This is a genomic window from uncultured Maribacter sp. (genome assembly GCF_947500985.1).
Taxonomy (GTDB): Bacteria; Bacteroidota; Bacteroidia; order Flavobacteriales; family Flavobacteriaceae; genus Maribacter.
In genome coordinates, this window is the sequence record NZ_CANMTX010000008.1 from 36,847 (window position 1) to 61,278 (window position 24,432).

A 24,432-nucleotide genomic window follows, 5' to 3' on the forward strand; every position below is an offset into this window, starting at 1 on the left:
ATATCGTGTAACTATAATTTAGAAGCTAAATGTTGCTCTTGCTGAATAGTATGCTCCAAGAGAACCTTGTTGTGCATTCCCATACAGGTAAAATCCTCTTTCCTCGGCTCTATACAGGTCTGGTAATTCATTAAAGATGTTTTGACCTGTTAGTGTTAAGGATAAATTGTCGGTAGCCGCATAAGTCACACCAAAATCTGTTGTAAATTGAGCAGAAAAAGTTTGGTCAGAATAACCTTGTTGTCCTACATTTGAAAAATTCACATCTGTAAGCGTACCTATACCGTCATCTAGTCTACTAATCTCTCCAAAATAATTGCCTCTAAGATTTGCTGACCATTTTCCTATAGAATATGTTGCAGATCCAATAAATGTAGTGGTTGGGTTACCAACTTCATATTGTCCTATTACTGCTCTATCAATATACTTTGCTTCAAGGTCTTCATCACTTAATGCGGTATCTAAATCAGGAATATTAGCACCTTCAAAAGTTCTGTCAGAGATGATTCCAGATAGATTTAAGCCTAACATACCTTCTCCTACACGCTCATTGTAGTTCACAACAACTTCTACACCTTGGGTGCTTATATCTCCGCCGTTAATACGAAAGCTAGCTAAACCCGAACCTATAATAGGTTCTAATACCGGTGCATCTGATGCACTAAAGTTACCAGTGTCAAACAAACGATCTTTGATGTCTATTTTAAAGTAATCTGCGGTGATTTCTACTTTATTGAATAATTTGGTTGTAAAACCAAAACCAAAGTTGGTTGATCTTTCTTCTTGTAGGTTTTCAATACCAATAGCTCTTGCTGCAGAACTGTTGTTTGGATAAAGTGTTCCGTCAAAAGGCTCTAGGTCTACGAAAAAAGTAAAAGTATGAGAATAGTTAAGTTCTTGAAGAGACGGTGCTCTAAATCCTGAACTAACCGAACCTCTAATTGCGAAATTATCTGATATAGAATAGCGTGTGGCAAATTTGCCAGTAAAAACACCTCCAAAATCTGAGTAATTTTCTGTTCTTACAGCACCGGCAACAAGCCATTTATCAGTAACATCCAATTCCACATCAAGATAGGCAGCGGTAACAGTACGAAACTCGTTTGCTTCATTCTCTGGGGCAAAACCTCTAAAACATTGAGAGTTTGGACTATAATTTAAAACAGGATAAGAACTTGTACCGCCAAATGGTAGTACCAAAGCTTCTCCATCTTCACCTAGAATAGCATTACCGCTCAAGTCTTCTAATGGAAACCCATCAGGACCTATAAGAGCTTGGTTGTCTTCTGTGGCAGTAATAACTCCAGCATCGCCCGCAGCATAGCTTTCTTCTTGCCCTCTCTCTATAATATAATTTTCAACTCTTAATTCAGCACCGGCAGCTATGTTAAGACCAGCTAAGATGTCTGGATAGAATTTTGAAACGTCGAAGTTGGCTGTATTCTGTGTGAACTTGTGCGTTCCCAAATCCATTTCTGTAGGAGATTCTGATTGTAAACTAGCGTTTATAGTATTGAATTGACTGTATCTTTGGGTATTGGTTCCAAAAGTGTTGCTAAAATCAAAATCCCAATCACCTAATTTTCCTTTTATCCCGCCTGTAAAGCCAATATTGGTTTGTGTACTTACCATTTGTGGTCTAAAACCATTTGGGTATAAATCATAACTAAATCTATCTGCCTGTGCTGATCTTCTATAAAAACAACTAAAAAGATCACCATTGCTATAGCCAAAGTCTCCGAAAGAATAGAAAGAGGTTTCTGAGTCTTTTGATAAAGGAATTTCTAAATTATAGGAAATTACTGAGGAAATTGCCGCAGGTAAACCTGCAAAGGTAGAAATATCATAAGCCGTAAGTCCGCGAGCTGCAAGTAGACCTGCATCGGTTTGAAGATTTGAAGCTAATGCTGCATCTCCTGCCGCTTGTGCAGCCAACAGTTCTGGATTTGTAATAATTATATTACCAGACGGATCTGTTCTTTGATTATTAAGATAAGCATCTCCATAAGGTGTAGACCCACTTATGTTTGGACGAATAGCTTGTTCATTTTGGCGATACATACCCGTAATATTTAAAAAACCTCCGTTTTCAAATGAAGTTCCATAGTTTAGACCTAATTGGTGAGTTACACCATCTACCCCTTCTGACTTTTCATTAAGTAAATCTTGGTCTGATTCACTTATGTTAGAATCACTTAGGTCTGGATTGTTGTTGGTATAGAAACCAGAAGTGAAATTTGCTGTAAACTCGTTGGTGCCTTTTTTGGTAATAAAGTTGATTACACCGGCAATAGCATCAGATCCATATTGAGCAGACGCCCCGTCTCTTAGTACTTCAACTCTATCGACTGCATCTAATGATATAAAGTTAAGATCCACAGAGTTGGCTTGTGAACCGGTTGGGGAACTAATCAATTGTGCACCGCTATGACGTCTTTTACCATTTACTAGTACAAGAAGTTGATTAGGTCCTAAACCTCTTAAAGTAGGAGGTGTTACTGCAGAACTTAAATCTCCTCCCTGTGATCGTACCGCGGTAAAAGAAGGTGCAGAGGCAACTAGCATTTGCCCTACATCTAACTGGGGCATATTAATGGCTTGTTTACTTACACTAATGACATCTACAGGTGCCGCTGTTTTTAATTTTGTTCTTGCCTGTCCTCTTGATCCAACTACGACTGTTTCTGTAAGTTGCTGTGCAGATTCTTCAAGAATGGCGTTTATTGTTGTTTTACTATTAACCGGGATTTCTAATTTGGCATACCCTATGAAGGAGTATACTAAAATGGCGTCACTATCTGCGGTAATGGAATAAAGACCATCAAAATCTGTGATGACACCTTTTGTGGTTCCTTTGACCAAAACGTTAACTCCAGGCAATGGGCCTTGAGAATCTGATACTTTACCATTAATTGTAATTTCCTGTGCTTGTGCTACGAATAGTGTACATAGTAACAAGAAGGATAATGTTAGAATTTTCTTCATAATCATGTGAGTTTAGTTGTTGCTCAATAGTATACCTACCTAAAAAGCTTTCTGTGGTTAGCAGAAATACTAATGGGGGAATACATTATGCGTAAAAGAAAAGTTCCGGATACTTTACAGGTCATAAAATCATGTTATTAAGTGATAGTATGACTTAGACAATATTATAAATTGTTCTACGGATAAAAAAACATGCAGTTTTTTAAATGCCTGCTATTTAAAGCATTATGAAGTTTAATTTTAAATTATTGATAGTTTTTTAAGTAAAAACTATCAATAATTTAGATTTTTAGTTTTTTGAAAATCAAAATCTAACAATTTGATATTACCGCCTAAAAAAGTGCTTTTTATGTAATTAACAATTTGATAAGGAGAAAATAAATAATAACGCATTAATTGGCTATTTTATTGCCATATTAAAACTAACAATTAGATAAGTATAAATTAAATTTGTTAAAAAGGGTTAAATACTTACAATTGTTCAATAAATATTCAGCTTTTATTGAAATAGCCATTTAAACCAACAGGACATATGAGGAACAAATTAGACCAAGTTGATTTTAGTATTTTAAACATTTTAGCAGAAAACGCGCAAACACCATATACAGATGTAGCTAAGAAATTAATTGTTTCTCCTGGTACGGTACATATGCGAATGCGAAAGATGCGAGAAATGGGTTTGATTACTGGGGCAACCTTAAGTTTAGACTATGCTAAAATGGGTTGGAAAATGACGATTTTCCTCGGAATTTTTCTAAGTGAAATAAGTCTTTTTAAAAAAGTGATGAAGCGTTTAAATGAAATTGAAGAGGTGGTTAAAATACACCACGTAACTGGTAAATACGACATCTTTATAAAAATGCATGCTCGAGATAGCTTTCACTATAAACAAGTATATCAAGATGAAATTCTGAGTATTTCAGGTATACGTGGTATAGAATCTTTTATATCAATAGAAGAGAATTTGGAACGTCATATTCAATTCGTTGCCGTAGAAGAAGATTAATTACAATAGTTTCATTTCTGTAGGATTCCAATTCACAGGCTGTTTTCTAGAATAACTCTCATTTGCCAAAAGAGCCGCACCTGCTGCTCTTAATCCAAATTTTGGGTCTTGTATTACTTTTCCATTAGTTCTTATACTCGTAAAAAAATTAAAGAAGTGATCATAATGCGCTCCTTTATAATCTCTTGGTGCTTGCCATGTTGTTGTACCAGTTTCCAAGCTACTTGCTCTAGTATTCAATTTTTTAGAAGTGTATTCCGCTCTTATTTTAGCTTGCATATCTTCTGTAAATGATATCATTGAATATCCGCTAGGTTCCATACCCAATTTAGAGCGATTTACCGTAACCGAATTCTGACCTATTTCCATCTCGCCTTCGGTACCAATTAATTTGAACCCACCACCACCGCCACTACCAGCAATGAAATTAATACGAAACGCTGCATTAAAAGGAGCATGGCTTTCTGTTTTTGGGTAGTCGTACAATGTAATAGAAACATCGGGTACATCTCTACCATCTTTCCAATAACGGAGTCCGCCAGTCGCTAAAGCCCTGTTCGGTCCGTCTGAACTTATTACATAGTTTAAGGTAGAGAACGCATGTACGAATAAATCTCCGGCAACACCAGTACCATAATCTTGATAGTTTCTCCATCTAAAAAATCGGTTATTATCAAAAGGGACTTTTGGTGCGCTCCCCAAAAAGGTGTCAAAATCAACAGTCTTGGAACTGGCATCTGTAGGTATTGGATATTGCCAAGCTCCTTCCGCAGAATATCGATCATTATACATATCTAACATGACGATATCACCGATAGCACCATCTTCATAAAGTTCCTTAGCTTTTTCATTACCAAGTGATGACATCCCTTGACTACCTATTTGACAAATTTTGCCAGAATCTTTTTGGGCTTTAATAATTTCTTGGCCTTCGTTGAAATTTTGAATCATTGGCTTTTCGCAATACACATGCATGCCTGCTTTTAATGCGGCTACGGTTATCGTTTGGTGCCAATGATCTGGTGTTGCTATTAATACGGCATCAATATCTTTTCTATTTAAAATTTCACGGTAATCTCTCGTTACAAAAATATCTTGCCCCCAGAGTTCTTTTGCTCGATCAAGTCTGCCTGTATATAAATCACATGCCGCTACTAATTTTATGCCATCTACTTGTAAAGCTGCCTGTGTGTCATAAATACCTTGTATACCAGTGCCTATAAGGGCAATGTTAATTTGGTCATTTATACTAAAGTCTTTAATTGAATAATTTCTATGTAAAAGCTGAGGTTCATTTTTTGATGCTGCAAGAAGAAATGGGGTTGTGCTCAATGCGGCAGAGGTAATTGAAGCTCGTTTAATAAACGACCTTCTAGAATTCTTTTTTGTCATGATGGGTAAACGTTGAAATTAGTTGTTGTAAGCTATTAAAAATACCAAATAATTATGGTCTTAGGTATATGCAGTTGAAGCATAATCTTGGAATCTTAATATTCTTAAAGTCGACGCTACGTAATTTATGGTCATTCACCTGTATAATTGACCAATTGGCAACATTTATGATTTAAATGGCACTAAATTTTTCTAGAACAACGTAATTTTGCATTCGCTTAAAAAAACAAAATTGTTGAAAGATATACTTATAGCAGCACTTTGGAGTATCTCCCCATTAGGAGAAGCTAAAGTTGGTATACCCTACGGTCTTTTACAGGGGGGGAATATTTATGTGGTTTTTATAGTTTGTTTTTTAGCTAATGTAATGGTGTTTCCTATCATGATGTTTTTCTTAAACACCGTAAATAGATATTTACTTAGGTGGCATTTCTATAAAAAAAATGCATTATTCGTTGCAAGAAGAGCAAAAACAGGTTCTGGAAATCAGATTAAAAAATACGGATTTTACGGACTCATATTTTTCGTGATGTTACCCGTACCAGGCACTGGTGTTTATGCAGGTAGTATTGCCAGTTACCTTTTTAAAATTGAAAGAAAAAAAGCCTTTTTGGCAAATACCATTGGTATATTTTTATCTTCTTTAATTGTTTGGGCAACTACTTTGTTGACCATGAAGGGTATGGCGTAATAACTGAACGCAAATATTTTTATCCTTTTTTTTTGTGAATAACTATACCCACAAAAAATTTCATTAACAAACTTTGCCTTTTAAATTTGTAGCTTTTTGAAGCTATGGATACCCTTAATATTGGTGATAAATTATATAATGTCGAGCAGAATGGTTTTAACGATTTTGCTAGATATTCTTTTTCTGAAGTTGTTCGACTAACCGAAACCCTAGCGGTTTTGAAAAATGGAGTACGACTTATTAATAGACCAAAACAATCGTATATAATAGAAGATGTAGGCTATTCTGTGAATAGAAATAAGGGGTCGCATTGGCATATTGTTTCTTTAAAAGCAATTAGAAATGCCCAGATAGAAAATGAAAAAATAAGAATTCATGACTGGTTTGAAGAGAAACAATTTACCCTAAAAGAGAAACAACATATCTATAAGATGTTCAAAACTGAAGAAGAGCAGTAATATTCAGAAAGGCTATAGTTGTCACAAGAAATGAACAGACCGTTTTTTTATTTAAAAAGCTTTATTACCTTTACAGCGTTGTGTTGTGTCTCAAAGAGATTTGAGGCAATTGTGTTTATCGAATTTAATCGATAGAACCCAATGAAAGGCTTTCCATTAAGGGAGGCTTTTTTTGTTTTTACCCTATATCTTGTGAATAACATAATGTACTAAAGATGCTGCAAGTTTTGCGGTTTGGTCATCAATATCATAATTAGGGTTTAATTCAACTACATCAAAACCTACTAATTTTCCAGAATCGATGATTAATTTTAGACTTTCTAATACAATATCTGGAGAAAAACCCATGGGCGATGGAGCACTTACACCTGGTGCAAAAGCGGATGAAAAACCGTCTAAGTCTATTGTAGTATACACATAATCTACATCTTCTAGAAATTGAATGAGCCTTAATTGAACATGTTCAAGGTAGTTCATATTAAAATACTTCTGAAAAAGGTAGTTGACTTGATTCGTCTCGGCAAATTCAAATAAATCCTTTGTATTTGCATCTTTTCGTATGCCTAAAGCCATATATTTAATTACCAGACCTTTTTCTTGATGATCTAAGGCAATTTGGTAAAACGGTGTGCCAGAATTGTTTTCTTTGGTATTTGCCCTTAAATCAAAATGAGCATCAAAATTAATAATTCCTATTTTTTCTTTAGTTTTTACATGTTCTAGTAAACCGTTGTAGTGAGCATATGACAAATCATGACTACCTCCAATTAGTATAGGTGTTGCCCTATTTTTTATTAAATGGCTTACGGCCTTAGTAAATTCGATTTGTTGCTCTTCTAAATCTTGATCTTTACATTCTAAATTTCCAAAATCTATTAATAGGGTATTATCTTTTAAATGATTTGGCATTTTCGCTAATTGCTTACGAATTTCGTCTGGTCCTAATGCGGCACCAACTCTGCCAGAATTTCGTCTCACACCTTCGTCACTGCTATAGCCCAATAAAGCTATTGTCTTATTGTTCGTAACAGGTAAAGGGTCTTTAATACTAGAAAATGATATTTTTTCGTGCAGATAGAGCTGTTGGTCAGAAATACGTCCTTTCCAATTATCTTTATTAGCTAATTTATAATTTGACATATCATTTAATTCAGATAAATATTACGATTTTGAATCTGTCGTTTTATTAAAACGATAAAGTAGTCTTAATCTTACATTTTTAAAATAAATCTTTTAAATGTTTATCTTTTACTAATGTTGGTATGGTAACTTTTAATGTTTTGGTTCTCTCCATTTCGCGTTGTAATGCAAACATTGCTTCTTTATTTCTCGCCCAACTACGTCTTGCAATTCCGTTATTTACATCATAGAAAAGCATGTTTTTTAATTTTCGTTCTGCATCTTTTGATCCATCTAATACCATACCGAATCCGCCATTGGTGACTTCTCCCCAGCCAACTCCGCCACCGTTGTGTATAGAAACCCAAGTTGCTCCCCTAAAGCTATCGCCAATAACATTATGTATGGCCATGTCTGCAGTAAATTTACTACCGTCGTAAATATTGCTTGTTTCTCTGTACGGTGAATCTGTACCACTTACATCATGGTGGTCTCTTCCTAAGATAATAGGTGCACTTAACTCTCCATTAGCAATGGCGTCGTTAAATGCCAATGCTATTTTTGCTCTACCTTCTGCATCTGCGTATAAGATTCTTGCTTTTGATCCTACGACCAATTTGTTTTGCTCTGCTTCAGATATCCATTTAATATTATCTTGTAATTGTTGCTGAATTTCTGCAGGAGCATCTTTTTTAATTTCCTTTAAAACTCTCAATGCAATCGCATCTGTTTTCTGTAAATCTTCTGTTTTTCCAGAAGAACACACCCAACGAAATGGTCCAAATCCGTAATCAAAACACATAGGGCCTAAAATGTCTTGAACGTACGACGGATATTTAAAATCTATTTTATTCTCAGCCATAACATTAGCACCTGCTCTTGAGGCCTCTAACAAAAAGGCATTTCCGTAATCAAAGAAATAGGTACCTTTTTGGGTGTGTAGATTTATGGCATCTGCATGTTTTCGTAAAGATGCTTGAACACTTGTTTTAAATGCATCAGGATTTTGATTCATCATTTCATTAGATTCTTCAAAAGTCAATCCTGCTGGGTAATAACCACCTGCCCATGGGTTATGTAACGATGTTTGATCAGAACCGAGGTGAATGAATATGTCCTCCTTAAAGAAGCGTTCCCATACATCGACCACATTGCCTATAAATGCGAGTGATACAACTTCGTTTTTAGATGTGGCTTCTTTTGTTCTGGTTACTAAAATATCTAAATCATCGATCAATTCATCTACCCAACCTTGTTCATGTCTTTTCTTTGCCGCAAACGGATTCACTTCTGCGCAAATAGTAATACATCCTGCAATGTTACCAGCTTTTGGTTGTGCACCGCTCATTCCGCCTAATCCCGCAGTTAAGAATATTTTTCCACTGGGATTTTCATCCGTATTTAACACCTTTCTAAATGCGTTCATTACTGTAATTGTAGTACCATGAACAATACCTTGCGGACCTATGTACATATAAGAACCCGCAGTCATTTGACCGTATTGGGTTACACCAAGTGCATTGTATTTTTCCCAATCGTCTTGTTTGGAGTAATTGGGAATCATCATTCCGTTAGTTACCACAACTCTTGGAGCTTCTTTTGATGAGGGAAATAAACCCATAGGATGCCCAGAATAGATATGTAAGGTCTGCTCATTGGTCATTTCTGACAAGTATTGCATAGTTAATAAATACTGAGCCCAATTCTGGAATACAGCACCGTTTCCACCATAAGTAATCAATTCTTGGGGATGCTGCGCTACGGCAGGATCTAGATTATTCTGAATCATGAGCATGATTGCGGCAGCGTGACTAGTCTGTGCCGGATATGCTGAAATAGCTCGGGCATGCATATCATAAGATGGTTGAAAGCGATACATGTAAATTCTACCATACGTCTGTAACTCTTCAGCAAATTCAGGAGCCAAAACAGCATGCCAGTCCGCGGGAAAATAACGCAGCGCATTTCTAATTGCCAATTGCTTTTCTTCTTTAGAAAGTATTTGCTTTCTATTTGGCGCATGACTTACCGCAGTAGAACGCTCTTTTTTTGGAGGAAGTTCTGTTGGTATACCAATCTGTATCTGTGCTTTAAAATCCATCTTTAATTTTTAAATAAATTAATTTGGTTTTGGATCTAGAGGTTTATTTTCCAACAACCAACAACCAACAACCAACAACCAACAACTACTTATGTCGATCAAAAACCAACTTCCCATTTTTCCATATCATACACGGTTTTAGATTTCCTTGATTGTACAGAATATCTTGATAATTATCTGAATGAAAAACGGCTAAATCCGCTAGTAGTCCCGCTTCCAATTTCCCTCTGTCTTCTAGTTTCAATGCTGCTGCAGCTCTAAAAGTGATTCCTGCCAAGACCTCGGCATTCGTTAATTTTTGAAATGTTCCAAGAATACTGGCTTGGGTCAGTAAATCGCCCATTGGTGCAGATCCAGGGTTGTGGTCACTTGCAATGGCAAGGGCTGCACCTGCATCTAATAACTTTCGAGCAGGAGTAAAATCGCATCCTAAACCTAAGGAAGCTCCTGGTAGTGCTACTGCAATAGTCTCGCTATGTGCTAATAATTCTATTTCTGTATCTCCGCTTGCTTCTAAATGGTCTGCGCTTACAGCATTGAACTCAACTGCTACTTTACTGCCGCCTGCAGAAAATTGATCTGCGTGCACGGTAATGTCAAAATTCATCTGACTAGCTTTTGAAAAATATGCCTGTATATCATCCGCAGAAAAAGCACTTTGCTCAATGAACGCATCAATACGTTGTGTTAGGTTTTCTTCTTTAAGAATGGGGAATAACTCCTTAGAAATCATTTTTAAATATTCGGTCTCTGAGCCATCAAAATCTTTGGGTAACATGTGCGCTGCAAGGCAAGTAGAAATTAATTCAGGCAATGCTTCTTTATCGGCTTCTTTAATAGCACGAAGCATTTTCAGTTCTTCATCGACGGTTAGTCCGTAGCCACTTTTAACTTCTAAAGTAGTCGTTCCATTTTTAAGATGACGATTGGCTCTTTTTATAGTGCTTTTCGTTAACTCCTCTATACTTGCTTTTCTGGTTTGGGTAACGGTATCCCAAATGCCACCGCCAGAATGTGCAATTTCTAAATATGATTTTCCTGCATTTCTCATGGCGTAATCTTTAGCACGTGAGCCACCAAAACAAATATGGGTATGAGCATCAACGAAACCAGGTACACAAACATGGTTTCCTTTTAGCAATTGAACACCTGCTTCTGGATATTTCAATTTTAAATCTTCAAAATTCCCTGTGGCTAAGATGAGGTTGTCTTCGATTAAAATTCCGCCCTCAACAATCACTTCAAGCTCATGGTCAGAAATAGCTCCTTTGAGCTTTATTCCTGTCATGGGTAGTATCTGTTTAAACGGACCTATAAGTGTTCTTTTTGTCATTAGATTAGTAGTTTTCGAACTCTTCTGAGTGTTTTGTCTTTAAAGATATGTTATGTTCTGCTTGTACCCGGTCTATAACTTTTAGTATGGTCTGATCTTTAATCATAGCAATACCCTTTTCAATATCATCTGCAAATACTCTGTCTTTACTTGCGAAAGCCACTTGGCTGCGAACGGCATTGTGTATTTCTTCTAAATATATGCCAGATTTCAACGGTTTTCTAAATTCGAAAGCTTGTGCAGCAGTCAATAATTCAATTGCCAATATCTTTTCTACATTACCAATAACCTGTAACGCTTTTCTACCACTAATAGATCCCATACTTACATGATCTTCTTGACCAAGGGAAGTTGGAATACTATCTGCGCTTGACGGAAAACAAAGTCCCTTATTTTCACTTGCCAATGCTGCGGTGGTATATTGTAAGATCATGTATCCGGAATTTATACCGGTGTCATTCATAAGAAGTTTTGGAACACCGGGACTATTACCCTCTAGGGATAAATAAATTCGACGGTCTGAAATATTACCGATTTCAGATGCTGCTAAACAGGCATAATCCAAAGCCATTGCTAACGGCTGACCGTGAAAGTTACCACCACTAATGGTCAATTCTTCATCTATAATTACGGGATTATCGGTGACCGAATTTAACTCTACTTCTAATAATTCTTTTAAATGTAACCATGCTGCTCTTGAAGCCCCATGAACTTGAGGAATACAACGGATGGAGTAGGGGTCTTGTACTTTCTCACAATCTACATGGGCTTCCATAATTTCAGAGCCTTTCAGTAATTTTTTAACTCGTTTTGCTACATGTACATTCCCTTTAAAAGGTCGTAATGCATGAAGCTCATTGTAAAACGGTTTTACAGAACCTTGCAAACCTTCTATCATCATAGCGCCAATAACATCTGCTTGTGCTAAAATAGAATGTAATTGCGCTACTACTTTTACAGCATGTGCCGCTATAAATTGTGTTCCGTTAATAAGTGCCAGCCCTTCTTTTGGACCTAGAGCAATTGGTGCTAATCCTGTTTTTTCAAAAAGTGTTTTCGTTGTTATGGTTTCATTTTTATATTCCACTTTACCTAAACCAATAAGCGGTAAAAATAAATGGGAAAGCGGCGCTAAATCCCCCGATGCACCAACTGATCCTTGTGATGGAACAATGGGAATAGTATCATTATCGATATGCCAGATAATTCTATTTAGTGTATTCAATGCAATCCCCGAATATCCTTTTGCCAACGATTGTGCTTTAAGAATGAGCATCAATTTTGCAATGTCTTTTGTTATAGGGTCACCAACGCCTACACTGTGACTTTGAAGTATATTGGTCTGTAGAATATTGGTTTCTGACTTAGATATTTTGGTGGTGCATAACGGACCGAAGCCTGTATTTATACCATATACGGGGTATCCTTTATCTACAATGTTCTGTACAATTTCCCAGCTTTTAATTATTTTATCTTTTGTAGCTTTTGACAGTATGGGGCTAATTTCACCATGAACAATTTGCATTGCTTTACCGGCTGTTAGCCAATCTTCGCCCAATTTAAACGTCTGTGTGCTCATAGCTTTCTGTCTTGAATATTATAATTAAAATTAATACCTATTTTTGATACTTGGTAATATCAATTTTGTCATCAATCCATAACTATGAGTAATCAAATAGAATTGCGTCACCTTAACTACTTTCTAGCAGTAGCACAAGAATTGCATTTTAGAAAAGCTGCAGAAAAACTGTTTATTTCACAACCAGGACTCAGTAGGCAGATAAAGCAGATGGAAGATATTCTAGAAACCCAATTGTTTGAGCGAAATAAGAAAAAAGTTGCTTTAACTCCTGCAGGGCACTACTTGAAAAAGGAAGTCGAGTTCATATTTAACCATATGGAAAAGGTAGAACGGCAATTGAAATTGGTGGGTGATGGTAATAGTGGAGAGTTACGAATCGGATTTTTAGGCTCGGCTATGCAACAAGTAATACCTAAACTATTATTGGGCATAAAAGAAAAATATCCGAAGGTGAAAACGTCTTTAGAGGAGCTATCTAATTTTGCCCAAGTAGATGCGGTTTTAAATGATCACTTAGATATGGGTTTTGTGCGTGTGTCTAGAGTGCCAAGTACCCTAGAAATGAAAACTGTTTTGACTGATACCTTTTCGTTGGTGTTACCAGAAAGATACCCGATGTTAACGAGAGAGTTTGACGGAATGGAGCGATTTGCGAATGAAGAATTTATTTTATTCAGTCAGGCTTATAGTCCGCTGTACTATGAAACCATTTTGAGTATATGTCAAGATGCCGGTTTTGCACCTAAGGTCTCACACAAATCTGTTCATGCCCATACTATTTTTAAGCTGGTAGAGAATCAAATGGGAATCGCCATTGTTCCTACATCTTTGCAAAACGGATTTCAAATGCGCGTAAAGTTTGTGGAATTAAAAGACATTCCTCAACGAGCAGAATTATCTGTAATTTGGAAAAAGGAACATACGAATCCGGTTCTTAAGAATTGTATGGAGTTACTTTTAAAAGATAAGTTTTAATACTTATCTAACATAGAATGAGTTTTTGAAGGGTTAATTTTACTTTAATTAGAAAATAGAGCGTGCTGCGTTTGGCGTTTCGCGCACAGCGAATAAACCAACAATGAAACTATGATATTTGATATAATTAAAAAGAGACGATCGGTATTTCCGGTGCAATATAATGATACACCGATTGCGAAGGCAGATATAGAGAAAGTTTTAGAAGCGGCAAACTGGGCACCTAACCATAAGTGTACAGAGCCATGGCGTTTTAAAGTGATTCAAGGGGAAGCAAAAGGTCGATTAGGTACTTTCTTATCTAAGAAGTATGAGGAAGTTGACCCAAGGCCAAAAGCTATAAAGGTTAAAAAACTTCAAGAGAATCCACAAATGGCAAGTGTTATAATTGCAATTTGCATGCAAAGAGACCCTAAAGAATCTTTACCAGAATGGGAAGAAGTAGCTGCGGTTGCTATGGCAGTACAGAACATGTGGTTACAATGTACAGAAATGGGTATAGGATCGTACTGGTCTTCACCGGGACTCATAAAACACATGGGTGAGTTTTTAAGCTTAGCCGAAGGCGAAAAATGCCTAGGTTTTTTCTATATGGGTAATTTCGATGGTGAATTGACCGAAGGTAAACGCGAGCCTATTGAAAGTAAAACAAAATGGATAACGGATTAATTACTCCGTTAATTAAAGAAAGGAAATAGGGCGCTACTATGTTCCCAAGCTTTTGAAATGAAGAGTCCTAAATAGACAATGGCGACCATAAATTTCAAAAAAGTACCAGTTAAAAATCCTAAAAAGGAACCAAAAGCCGCTTTCGTAGCGGTTTTTTTGTCTGCCTTATTCAGTAATTCTCCTACTAAAGCACCAACAAAAGGCCATACAATAATTCCGAATGGTCCGAGTATAGGGAATATTAGCGCAACCAACAATCCTACAGTGGTGCCGATAACTCCCGCTTTCGTGCCTCCAAATTTTTTGGTTCCTATGGCTGGTATTACGTAATCTAGTCCAAAGACTATTAAAGCAATGGCAAGGGTAATGCCCAAGAACGTCCAATTCATGGTAATTGCGCTGGTAGAGTATAGTAAAAGTAAACCTACCCAACTAATTGGTGGACCAGGTAACACTGGTAAGAAGCTTCCAAAAATGCCTACGAGCATTAAAATGAATCCTAGAACTAATAAAAATATATCCATTGTAAATAGTAAGTGTTGCTTATAAGACTAATATAGGTTGCATTTGTTACATGATCACCTATCAAAAGTAATTTTTTCAACTATAAAATTAGTTTAAACTAAATATTTAGTTATATTTGAACATAGAACTAAAAGATTAGTTGAATGAAGCAGTTGACAAAAGCAGAGGAAGAAGTAATGATCGTGTTGTGGGAATTACAGAAATGTAACGTAGCAGCGATCATTGAAAAATTACCTGAACCGAAACCCGCCTATAATACAGTATCTACTATTGTTCGGATTTTAGAAAGTAAAGGTTTCGTAAATCATGAACAGTTAGGGAAAGGGTATTTGTATTTCCCATTGGTGATGAAATCAGATTACAGTAATCAGTCTATAAATAAACTGGTAGATGGCTATTTTCAAGGTTCATTTAAAAGTATGGTCTCTTTTTTTATGAAGAAGAATGATATGAGCCTTTCTGAATTAGAGTCGGTATTGAATGAAATTAAAAAGGAAAAACCATGATACAATACATTTTGGAGTGCATCGCCTTTCAGCTTCTTTTCTTGGTTATTTATGACTTTTTTCTAAAGAAAGAGACTTTTTTTCAGTGGAACAGAGTGTATTTAATAGGAACCTTTGTTTTGTCTTTGGTATTGCCTTGGGTAAAAATAGAAGCTTTTAAGCAACAAGTACCTCAGAGGTTTGTGCAATATCCTGAGTATTTATGGGGATTACAAAATGCAGATATTGTAGTACAAGTTGAAGAATCAACGGGATTCAATTTAACCTGGCAAGAAGGAATTCTTTATGGGGGAATGTTAGTGGCATTATTGATATTCGGATTAAAAATAAGACAGTTGTATCTCTTACGAAAAAGTGGGAAGAAAGTTACATATCCCTTATTTACCCAAATAGTAATAACAAACAGTAACATTGCTTTTTCATTTTTTAAATCCATTTTCATTGGAGATAAAGTATTGAGGATGAAACATGATACCATAATCGCCCATGAATTGGTACATATAAAACAAAGGCATACGTACGACTTGTTATTTTTTGAGTTTATGAGAATTGTAGGTTGGTTTAATCCGCTAGTGTACGTATATCAAAATCGTATTTCAGAATTACATGAATTTATTGCCGATGCTCAAGTATCAAAAGAGCATAAAACGGATCATTATGAGCAGTTATTGGCTCAGGTTTTTCAAACCGAACATATATCATTCATCAATCAATTTTTTACACAATCATTAATCAAAAAACGAATAATCATGTTACAAAAATCAAAATCAAAGAAAGTTTGGCAGTTGAAGTATTTATTATTAGTGCCTATGGTGTTAGGGATGTTGTTGTATACCAGCTGCGAAATAAATTCTAAGAATAAAGATAATCTTCATCCACAATTTGAGGTAGCTAATATTGACAACCTTAGTTTAGATAAAAGCAACCAGTTTTATGGTCAGCTGGTTGAGCTTTCTGTACAACCTAAGGACTGGTCAATGATAGTGAAGGATGAACAATCTAAGATTACTTTTTCAAAGGCTCCCAAGGGCTCTGGAATCTCAGGACCAGATGGTGTTTTTATCAATGCTAAAATGCATATTGAATCGAAGGTTTTGGAAGATGATTTTGATTTTTTTAAATTAAACTCAGATCGTGCAAAACAAATCCAGGTTCAAGATGATGCTGTTCCTTTTGCCGTAGTTGATGAAGTTCCGGTTTTTCCTGGTTGTGAAGATGCAGACGATAAACGAGCTTGCTTTAATGATAAAATGCAACAGCATATTGGTAAACATTTTAATTACCCACAGGCAGCTCAAAATGCGAATATAGAGGGTAGGGTAAATTCAATGTTTTTGATAACCAAAGAAGGTACAATTGAAAATATTAAACTGCGAGGTCCAGATAAATTACTCGAAGATGAGGTTGAACGTATTATTAAAAGATTACCAAAAATGACACCTGGTAAAAATGATGGTGTGGCTGTGAATGTTCCTTTTTCTATTCCTGTTCAGTTTAAATTACAGGATGATGATATTTCAAACATGGTTTCCGAAATTTCGAAAGAAAGTGAGGTGGATCCATTGTACTATGTTAATGATAGAAAAATCACTAAACTAGAAATGGAAGCTATAGCCCCAAATACTATTGAAAGTATTTTTATTCTTAAAGATCAAAAAGCGATAGAAAAATATGGTAGGGAGGGTGAAAATGGAGTTGTTGAAATTAAAATTAAAAAGTAAGTATTCTATTCATAACATGTTTTAGCTTGTAAAGCTGAGGTCTATACCTCGGCTTTACTAATTTGCATGAATTCTTTAGAAGAAATTAACCTATTATCAGAATTTTTTAAATGATTACCCGAATGGGCATCCGTATTATTATGAAACCGCTAAAAAACGTATTTATGAATTAAAGGAAGAAATCCATTTTACCAAAGATTAAACTCCTTAAAAAAATCGTAATTTCACTTGTAGAACAGGTGTAATGAAACGAGTTGTGTTTTTTCTTTTAATGATACTTATAAGTTCATGTTCGTTCTTTGAATCTAAACAAAAACGAACACAAGAGCTTATAGATGAGGAATTACGCCATATGGATTGGAACAGTGTAGATTCTTATCCGTTTTTCTATACTTGCGATGAAGCGGTTACCAAAGAACAGCAAAAAATATGTTTTGAAGAAACCCTTATTTCTCATTTTCAAGAAACCTTAAATGATTTTGAATTCACCTTGACCGATAAGGAAAGTGAAACCGTTGAAGTTATTTTTATCATTGATACCCTAGGTAAAATAAGAGTTGCCGATATTTATAAAAATGAAGTAGTATTAAATCAAATGCCAGAATTTGATGGAGTAATTACGCAAAGCTTGAAGAATCTTCCTAAACTTGCACCCGCTTTAAAAAGAGGAATTCCGGTGAATACTAAATATCGAATTCCGGTTCAATTAAATACAAACTAAGCATTTTGGCGAACGAGAAAATAATATTGGGTATTGACCCAGGTACTACTATTATGGGTTTTGGACTCATAAAAGTGGTAGGTAAAAAGATGGAGTTTATACAAATGAACGAACTTTTACTTCAAAAATATAGTGATCCATATACCAAATTAAAACTCATTTTTGAGCGTACTATCGAATTGATAGATACCTATCACCCAGATGAGATTGCCATTGAAGCACCTTTCTTTGGTAAGAACGTACAATCGATGCTTAAACTAGGCAGAGCACAAGGTGTTGCCATGGCTGCAGGACTTTCGCGTCAAATACCAATTACGGAATACCTACCCAAAAAAATTAAAATGGCAGTTACCGGAAATGGTAATGCCAGTAAAGAGCAAGTTGCTAGAATGTTACAAAGTGTATTGGGACTAAAAACACTCCCAAAAAATCTAGATAGCACTGACGGACTAGCTGCTGCCGTATGTCATTTTTATAATCAAGGAAGAATAGACGTAGTCGGTAAAAGTTACTCCGGTTGGGATGCTTTTGTGAAGCAGAATGAGAAACGAGTTAAGAAATAGTGTTCAGTTCTCAGTATCAGTTATCAGCAATAACGTTAAGTAATAGGTATACATATTTAGAAATAGTACGCGGTAATCAGTAAAAATAATTTATGCAGTTTCAAGATTTGTTGGCTTATAAGAAGTCTTTTGCACTTGCAATGAAAATATTTCATATTTCAAAAAACTTTCCTAAAGAGGAGAAATATTCCTTGACTGACCAAATTAGACGTTCCTCTAGAAGTGTCAGCGCTAACATTGCAAAAGCATATCGTAAAAGAAGTTATCCTAAGCACTTTATAAGTAAGTTAACTGATAGCGATGCTGAAAATTCAGAAACTCAAACCTGGCTAGAGTTTGCATATAAATGTGACTATATTGACCAAATAACATTTAATGATTTTATAAAAGATAGTGAAGAAGTTGGTAAGCTGTTAAATTATATGATTAATAACCCAAGTAAATTTGGTTCAAACTAAGAACTGTAAACTGAAAACTGGTACTGCCCACTGAAAACTGAAACTATGTCAGGTATCTACATCCACATTCCATTTTGTAAACAAGCGTGTCACTATTGTGATTTCCATTTTTCTACCACTATGGGGAAGAAAGAGGCGATGGTGAATGCATTATGTAAAGAGTTGGAAATACGCAAGACGGAATTTTTTGGGGAACAAGTTGAAACTATATATTTTGGTGGTGGTACGCCTTCTGTTTTAGAGACTGAGGAAATTGAGCAGTTGATAGATGCGGTTCGTGAACATTACAATGTTGTAGACAATCCGGAGATTACCTTAGAGGCAAACCCTGATGATTTATCCGAAGAGAAAATTCTGCAATTGGCGGCTAGCCCAATAAATAGACTAAGTATAGGCATTCAATCATTTTTTGAGGAAGATTTAAAGCTTATGAACAGGGCTCATAATGCTTTGGAGGCGGAAGAAAGTCTTGAACTAGCTAGTAAGCATTTCGATAATATTTCCATCGATCTTATTTATGGAATGCCAAATATGACTTTAGAGCGATGGAAGCAAAATATTAATAAAGCACTTGATTTTAATATTCCGCATATCTCTAGTTATGCCCTTACGGTAGAGCCCAAAACTGCACTTGCGAAGTTTGTGGAGGATGGATTAATTACTCCCGCTACTGACGAAGAAACGCAAGAGCATTTTAACCTGCTGAACGAGACTTTGCTTGCAGCAGGATTTGATTGTTATGAGATTTCCAATTTTGGAAAACCAGGGTCTTATTCTAAGAATAACTCTGCCTATTGGCAGCAGAAAAAATATATCGGTATTGGTCCGTCTGCACATTCTTTTGATGGAGTACGTAGAGGATGGAACATCAATAACAACCCTAAGTATATAAAATCCATAGAACAAGATATAGTTCCTATGGAAGTTGAGGTGCTTTCTGCTACCGATAAATACAACGAGTATGTGATGACAGGGTTACGCACCATTTGGGGGGTGTCTCTTACTAGAATATCAACTGAATTCGGACCTAAATACAAAGAATACGCGCTAATGCAAGCTGATAAATTCATAGAAGAACATTTGCTTTTCGTTGATGGTGACATCCTTAAAACCACAAAAAAAGGGATGTTTTTAGCCGATGGCATTGCGGCAGATCTGTTTATGGTGAATTTGAAATAGATGGAAGAAGCTTGTTATGAGCAATCTAAAAATTCGTAATTTTCTAACTCTTAAAAGAAAAGCCCTAACCATACCTCTGCACATAGATTTACAAATTGTAAAATGAAGACTACCATAAGTTATAACACTAACGAGTATCAAATAGACCTGTCTAAGCCCTTAGATATCTCTATATCCATAAGCAATAAAGATGATAATGTAAACGCTTGGTATGTTAAAGCCCCAATAATTGAGCCTCATAGAGAAGCCAATTTTACAGGGAGTATAGCAGCTGGGTCAAGTACTAATTTTTATGATATATCTTTCAATCCGCATTCGCATGGTACGCATACGGAGTGTGTTGGTCATATTTCTGCAGAGCATCAATCTATAAATCAGCATTTAAAACAGTTTTTCTTTTTGGCTGAGGTCATTACCATTACACCATTAGAAGAAAAAGGAGATTTGGTTATTACAAAAAATCATTTTCAAAAGACACTTGGCGGTAAAACACCAAATGCATTAGTGATAAGAACGCTTCCTAACCTGGAGTCAAAACGAAATAGGCAGTATTCGCATACGAATCCGCCTTACATATTAGAAGATGCTATGTTGTTTATAAGGGAATTGGGTGTGGAGCATTTGTTGATAGACCTACCATCTGTCGATAAAGAAAAAGATGATGGTAAGCTTTTGGCGCACAAAGCATTTTGGAATATCAACGGCGATGTTCGACTTGGTGCAACTATTACAGAGTTTATTTATGTGCCAGATGCGATTGTTGACGGATCGTACTTTTTAAATTTACAAGTAGCACCTTTTGAGAATGATGCTAGCCCAAGTAGACCGGTGCTTTATAAAATAGAATGACTATGAAAAATCTACTGAAATTAGAAGAGTTAGCCTTAATGATTCTGGGTATTTTTATGTTCGGCTTATTAGGCTACCAATGGTGGTGGCTGCCTGTTTTAATTCTGACCCCAGATATATCTATGTTGGGTTACTTGCTAGGTTCAAAAGTAGGTGCAATTTGTTATAACTTATTTCATCATAGAGGAGTAGCCATACTTTTATACTTTCTGGGAATTTATTTAATGTTACCCATTATACAATTAATTGGCACAATTCTTTTTATACATATAGCGATGGACCGTATATTTGGCTATGGACTCAAATATGAAAAGGGGTTTAAGTTTACTCATTTAGGTGAAATAGGAAATAAAAATGGATAACATTTTCGATACCATTCTCGGCTTAGTTTTAGGTGCTATTGGTATGTACTGGCTTTTTAATTTTTTTAAAGGCAAAAAGAGCAAAGAGATTACTACACATCAATCTACCGTATTATTAGAAAAGATGAAGAGCGTTTGTAAGTTGATATCTGTAGAGGGGGAGTTTGCTGAAATCTATAAATATGAAAACGTAAAAGATTTTCTGAGTTTGGTAAGTAGCAAAAAGAAAGCGCTTGTGGTGATAAAGGCAAAAGCTCATATTGGCTACGATTTAAGTAAATTGCTAATGCATGCAGATGAAGCTAATAAAAAGATAATTCTAGATAATTTTCCAGAGCCCGAAGTTTTGAGTATTGAACCGGAATTGGAGTTTTATGATATTAAAAGCGGGTTCTTCAATTTCTTTGCGCCAGATGATTTAACCAAACTTAATGCAGAGGCAAAAACACATATACGTGAAAAAATACCAGAAAGCGGATTGATGGATACCGCTCGAAAAGAAGCATTGCAAACAGTTTTAATAATGGAAAAAATTGTTGAGACTATAGGGTGGGAGCTAGATTATTCTGCTCTTAAAATTCCCCAAAAACAAATTGAACTACTAGAAAAATAACAACAAACAACTTAGATTTAAAAAATGAAAAACGTAATTTGTATCCTTGTATTAATACTAATGACCACTATAACTTTTGGTCAAAATGATAAAGAAATGACAGAATTCGATTCTAATTTTTCCCATACCGTATTTTTCTGGTTGAAAAATCCTGATAATCAGGCAGACCGTACCGCTTTTGAGACTTCATTACGTAAGTTTTTGGATAACTCCGGTTATGCAAAAACAAAATTTATTGGTACACCTCCAAGAGCTAGCAGAGATGTGGTAGATGGTTCATTTACCTATTCTTTAATTGTAAGTTTTGATTCTGCAGAGTCTCAACAAGCTTACCAAGATGAAGCTCCGCATAAACTGTTTATTGCAGAGTCGGAAAAGCTGTGGTCTAAAGTAATCGTTTACGATTCAACAGGAATCTAAAATCAAAATATGACTTTTAGAAAGGCTGCCGAAGTAGATGTTGAGAAAATAGCAACTTTACATTCGGTAAGCTGGCAGCAAAATTATAGAGAATCTTTTAGTGACCATTTTTTAGATAATCTGGCATTCGAGAATAGATTGATTGAATGGAAAAAGCGCTTTGAGCATCCGTCAGATAATCAGTTTGTTTTTATAGCAGAGGAAGATGGCGAGTTCTTGGGTTTTATGTGTGCCTATTTCAATCATGATATTCAATATGGAACATTGCTAGATAATTTACACGTAAGTCTTAATGCTCAAGGAAAAGGTATAGGTACAAAGTTAATAGCAGCTTTAGCGGAAGAAATTGTACAACGAAATGGAGAGAATGGCTTCTATTTATGGGTGTTAAATACCAACATTGCTGCAATTAAATATTATGAAAAGATAGGCGGCGTCGCAATTGAAACTGTTGAATCTAACGATATAGGTGATAAGACATTTTTAAAGATTAGATACTATTGGCAGAATGCCTCAGAGTTTTTAGAAAACGTAAGAGTCAAATGATCATAAAATGAATGTTGAAGAATACCGAGAATACTGCATTTCTAAAAAAGGAGTAACGGAATCCTTTCCTTTTGATGAGACAACGTTGGTATTTAAAGTCATGGGTAAAATGTTTGCCCTTTGCGGGTTGGATAATGTTCCACTACGCGTTAATTTAAAATGTGATCCAGATAGAGCCATAGAACTTCGCGAAACTCATGACGGTATTATTGAAGGCTGGCACATGAGTAAAAAACATTGGAACACTGTTTACCTAGATCAAATATCTAAAGAACTTACGCTAGAGCTTATTGATCATTCTTATGATCTGGTCGTTTCTAAGTTTACCAAGAAGTTAAAAGCAGAACTAGAAGCATTATAGTATTAAGTTTACAAAACTTTGTTCAATTTGTAAAGTGGTCTGTTCACTCACCCAAAAGGGTCATTCACTCATTCCAACTTTTTTTCATTGGTTGATATGTGGTACTTAATAGTGTATAAAACCACTATTTATGAAAAACCACAGAATACCTCAAGAAGTCAATGCCGGTTCTATGGCAGATATCGCTTTTCTATTATTGATTTTTTTCTTGGTCACCACTTCTATAGAGAATGATGCTGGACTTAACCGTCTAATGCCTTCGAATGATAATGAAGCTATTGTTGATATCAGAGAGCGAAACCTTTTTGAAATTAGTATTAATAATAGTGATCAAATAATGGCAGAAGAGGAAATCATAAATTCAAAAATCCTTAGAAAGAAAGTAATCGCCTTTATAGATAACGGTGGTTATACATTGGGTATGGATGGATATTGTGATTATTGTAAAGGCGACCGTTTACTAGATTTATCTGAAAATCCTGATAAGGCTATTATTTCTATAAAAACGCAACGAAATACAAGCTATCCGGTTTATGTAGCTGTACAAAATGAAGTGATTGCAGCTTATAACACCTTGCGTAATAGAGAAAGCTTACGATTGTTCAATACCCCTTATGAAAGCATTTATTCTGATTATTACAATGAAGAGATCAGTGATGACCAAAAAGGGCAATTAAAAGAACGTCTTGAAATTATAAGAGCACTTTATCCGCAGAAAATTCTAGAACCAGAAACAGTAAATAACTAACACCATGATAAAATTCAACAAGTATCGATCTAGTAAAAGCTTGCCGCCTGTATCAACAGCATCATTACCTGATATTGTTTTTATTCTTCTCTTTTTCTTTATGACGGTTACCGTTATGAAGAATCAAAATTTATTGGTGGAGAATACCTTACCAACCGCAACTGAAACTGAAAAATTGGACAAGAAAGACCGAGTTATAGAAATTTATGTGGGTAAGCCTACTGCAGAAGCCAAGGCCAATTTGGGAGATGAGCCCAGAATTCAAATGGATAATAAGTATATTACTGTAGGTGAAGTTGGCGATTATGCATTACAAGCCTTGTCGTCAATGCCAGAGCATTTAAAAAGTGTTGCAACGGTTTCTATTAAAGCAGATATTGGAGTGAAAATGGGTATTATAGAAGACCTTAAAAGTGAACTTCGTATGGTGAATTTGTTGAAAATAAACTATACCACTTATGAAGGTGCCGCTGTAGATAATTTATAAAATGAAATGAGTGTTTTTAAAACTGCTTTCCATTTATAGAAACCACTTTCTAAGGTTATCTT

At 35.6% G+C, this 24,432-nt stretch carries 26 protein-coding genes; 19 read left to right on the top strand and 7 right to left on the bottom strand.

Features of this window, described 5'->3' with window-relative positions; all coding sequences use genetic code 11:
- Positions 1-18: 18 nt before the first annotated feature.
- Positions 19-2,985 (bottom strand): TonB-dependent receptor, encoded by a 2,967-nt coding sequence (locus tag Q0871_RS15680; RefSeq protein WP_299325366.1) that lies wholly within the window; start codon positions 2,983-2,985, stop codon positions 19-21.
- Between the two features lie 532 nt (positions 2,986-3,517).
- On the opposite strand from Q0871_RS15680, the gene Q0871_RS15685 reads away from it, so the two are divergent.
- Positions 3,518-3,991, top strand: a complete 474-nt coding sequence (locus Q0871_RS15685) for an Lrp/AsnC ligand binding domain-containing protein (RefSeq protein WP_299325367.1) — start codon at positions 3,518-3,520, stop codon at positions 3,989-3,991.
- On the opposite strand, the gene Q0871_RS15690 is transcribed toward Q0871_RS15685, so the two are convergent.
- Positions 3,992-5,383 carry a Gfo/Idh/MocA family oxidoreductase gene (locus Q0871_RS15690; protein WP_299325368.1) on the bottom strand — a complete coding sequence of 464 codons (1,392 nt, stop codon included), beginning with the start codon at positions 5,381-5,383 and terminating at the stop codon, positions 3,992-3,994.
- Between the two features lie 232 nt (positions 5,384-5,615).
- Here Q0871_RS15690 and Q0871_RS15695 point away from each other — a divergent pair, with 232 nt between their 5' ends.
- Both Q0871_RS15695 and Q0871_RS15700 read left to right on the top strand, forming a co-directional pair.
- On the top strand, positions 5,616-6,074 hold the full coding sequence (locus tag Q0871_RS15695) for a small multi-drug export protein (RefSeq protein WP_299325369.1): 459 nt from the start codon (positions 5,616-5,618) through the stop codon (positions 6,072-6,074).
- 104 nt (positions 6,075-6,178) lie between these two features.
- A complete protein-coding gene (locus Q0871_RS15700) occupies positions 6,179-6,532 on the top strand; it encodes a pyruvate kinase (protein WP_299325370.1) in 354 nt (117 codons plus the stop codon).
- Positions 6,533-6,715: 183 nt separating this feature from the next.
- Here Q0871_RS15700 and hutG read toward each other — a convergent pair whose 3' ends face one another.
- From hutG to hutH, 4 genes are all read right to left on the bottom strand, one after another.
- Positions 6,716-7,672: a formimidoylglutamase gene (gene hutG / locus Q0871_RS15705; protein WP_299325371.1), complete on the bottom strand. Its 957-nt coding sequence runs from the start codon at positions 7,670-7,672 to the stop codon at positions 6,716-6,718.
- A gap of 79 nt (positions 7,673-7,751) precedes the next feature.
- Positions 7,752-9,752: a urocanate hydratase gene (locus Q0871_RS15710; protein ID WP_299325372.1), complete on the bottom strand. Its 2,001-nt coding sequence runs from the start codon at positions 9,750-9,752 to the stop codon at positions 7,752-7,754.
- Between the two features lie 85 nt (positions 9,753-9,837).
- Positions 9,838-11,085 carry an imidazolonepropionase gene (gene hutI / locus Q0871_RS15715; RefSeq protein ID WP_299325373.1) on the bottom strand — a complete coding sequence of 416 codons (1,248 nt, stop codon included), beginning with the start codon at positions 11,083-11,085 and terminating at the stop codon, positions 9,838-9,840.
- A 4-nt stretch (positions 11,086-11,089) separates the two neighbouring features.
- A complete protein-coding gene (gene hutH, locus Q0871_RS15720; protein ID WP_299325374.1) occupies positions 11,090-12,664 on the bottom strand; it encodes a histidine ammonia-lyase in 1,575 nt (524 codons plus the stop codon).
- A gap of 84 nt (positions 12,665-12,748) precedes the next feature.
- On the opposite strand from hutH, the gene Q0871_RS15725 reads away from it, so the two are divergent.
- Positions 12,749-13,642 carry a LysR family transcriptional regulator gene (locus Q0871_RS15725; protein WP_299325375.1) on the top strand — a complete coding sequence of 298 codons (894 nt, stop codon included), beginning with the start codon at positions 12,749-12,751 and terminating at the stop codon, positions 13,640-13,642.
- A 111-nt stretch (positions 13,643-13,753) separates the two neighbouring features.
- Positions 13,754-14,311, top strand: a complete 558-nt coding sequence (locus Q0871_RS15730) for a nitroreductase (protein WP_299325376.1) — start codon at positions 13,754-13,756, stop codon at positions 14,309-14,311.
- A gap of 8 nt (positions 14,312-14,319) precedes the next feature.
- Here the strand turns inward: Q0871_RS15730 and Q0871_RS15735 are convergent, their stop codons facing one another.
- Entirely contained in the window at positions 14,320-14,835 is a 516-nt protein-coding gene (locus Q0871_RS15735; protein WP_299325377.1) for a DUF456 domain-containing protein, read from the bottom strand.
- Positions 14,836-14,979: 144 nt separating this feature from the next.
- On the opposite strand from Q0871_RS15735, the gene Q0871_RS15740 reads away from it, so the two are divergent.
- The 14 genes from Q0871_RS15740 to Q0871_RS15805 all read left to right on the top strand — a co-directional run bounded on the left by Q0871_RS15740 (position 14,980) and on the right by Q0871_RS15805 (position 24,370).
- Positions 14,980-15,342, top strand: a complete 363-nt coding sequence (locus Q0871_RS15740) for a BlaI/MecI/CopY family transcriptional regulator (protein WP_299325378.1) — start codon at positions 14,980-14,982, stop codon at positions 15,340-15,342.
- Complete coding sequence (locus Q0871_RS15745) at positions 15,339-17,063, top strand: TonB family protein (protein WP_299325379.1); 1,725 nt, start codon at positions 15,339-15,341, stop codon at positions 17,061-17,063. The genes Q0871_RS15740 and Q0871_RS15745 overlap by 4 nt, the downstream gene beginning before the upstream one ends.
- 244 nt (positions 17,064-17,307) lie before the next feature.
- Positions 17,308-17,784, top strand: a complete 477-nt coding sequence (locus Q0871_RS15750) for a hypothetical protein (RefSeq protein WP_299325380.1) — start codon at positions 17,308-17,310, stop codon at positions 17,782-17,784.
- A 5-nt stretch (positions 17,785-17,789) separates the two neighbouring features.
- A complete protein-coding gene (gene ruvC / locus Q0871_RS15755) occupies positions 17,790-18,347 on the top strand; it encodes a crossover junction endodeoxyribonuclease RuvC (protein ID WP_276491889.1) in 558 nt (185 codons plus the stop codon).
- Between the two features lie 92 nt (positions 18,348-18,439).
- Positions 18,440-18,805, top strand: a complete 366-nt coding sequence (locus Q0871_RS15760; protein ID WP_299325381.1) for a four helix bundle protein — start codon at positions 18,440-18,442, stop codon at positions 18,803-18,805.
- A 45-nt stretch (positions 18,806-18,850) separates the two neighbouring features.
- Positions 18,851-19,984 (top strand): radical SAM family heme chaperone HemW, encoded by a 1,134-nt coding sequence (gene hemW, locus Q0871_RS15765; protein ID WP_299325382.1) that lies wholly within the window; start codon positions 18,851-18,853, stop codon positions 19,982-19,984.
- 102 nt (positions 19,985-20,086) lie between these two features.
- Positions 20,087-20,833 (top strand): cyclase family protein, encoded by a 747-nt coding sequence (locus Q0871_RS15770; RefSeq protein WP_299325383.1) that lies wholly within the window; start codon positions 20,087-20,089, stop codon positions 20,831-20,833.
- 2 nt (positions 20,834-20,835) lie between these two features.
- Positions 20,836-21,195: a DUF4260 domain-containing protein gene (locus Q0871_RS15775; RefSeq protein WP_299325384.1), complete on the top strand. Its 360-nt coding sequence runs from the start codon at positions 20,836-20,838 to the stop codon at positions 21,193-21,195.
- Positions 21,188-21,808: a DUF4230 domain-containing protein gene (locus Q0871_RS15780; protein WP_027065061.1), complete on the top strand. Its 621-nt coding sequence runs from the start codon at positions 21,188-21,190 to the stop codon at positions 21,806-21,808. The genes Q0871_RS15775 and Q0871_RS15780 overlap by 8 nt, the downstream gene beginning before the upstream one ends.
- Positions 21,809-21,832: 24 nt before the next feature.
- The gene (locus tag Q0871_RS15785; RefSeq protein ID WP_299325385.1) at positions 21,833-22,228 is read left to right on the top strand and encodes a Dabb family protein; all 396 of its coding nucleotides are present in this window, start codon (positions 21,833-21,835) and stop codon (positions 22,226-22,228) included.
- 9 nt (positions 22,229-22,237) lie between these two features.
- Positions 22,238-22,774, top strand: coding sequence for a GNAT family N-acetyltransferase (locus tag Q0871_RS15790; protein ID WP_299325386.1), 537 nt, complete (start codon positions 22,238-22,240; stop codon positions 22,772-22,774).
- A 7-nt stretch (positions 22,775-22,781) separates the two neighbouring features.
- Complete coding sequence (locus Q0871_RS15795) at positions 22,782-23,135, top strand: MmcQ/YjbR family DNA-binding protein (protein ID WP_299325387.1); 354 nt, start codon at positions 22,782-22,784, stop codon at positions 23,133-23,135.
- A gap of 130 nt (positions 23,136-23,265) precedes the next feature.
- Positions 23,266-23,883: a biopolymer transporter ExbD gene (locus Q0871_RS15800; RefSeq protein ID WP_299325388.1), complete on the top strand. Its 618-nt coding sequence runs from the start codon at positions 23,266-23,268 to the stop codon at positions 23,881-23,883.
- Positions 23,884-23,887: 4 nt separating this feature from the next.
- Positions 23,888-24,370: a biopolymer transporter ExbD gene (locus Q0871_RS15805; protein WP_299325389.1), complete on the top strand. Its 483-nt coding sequence runs from the start codon at positions 23,888-23,890 to the stop codon at positions 24,368-24,370.
- The last annotated feature ends 62 nt before the right edge of the window (positions 24,371-24,432 follow it).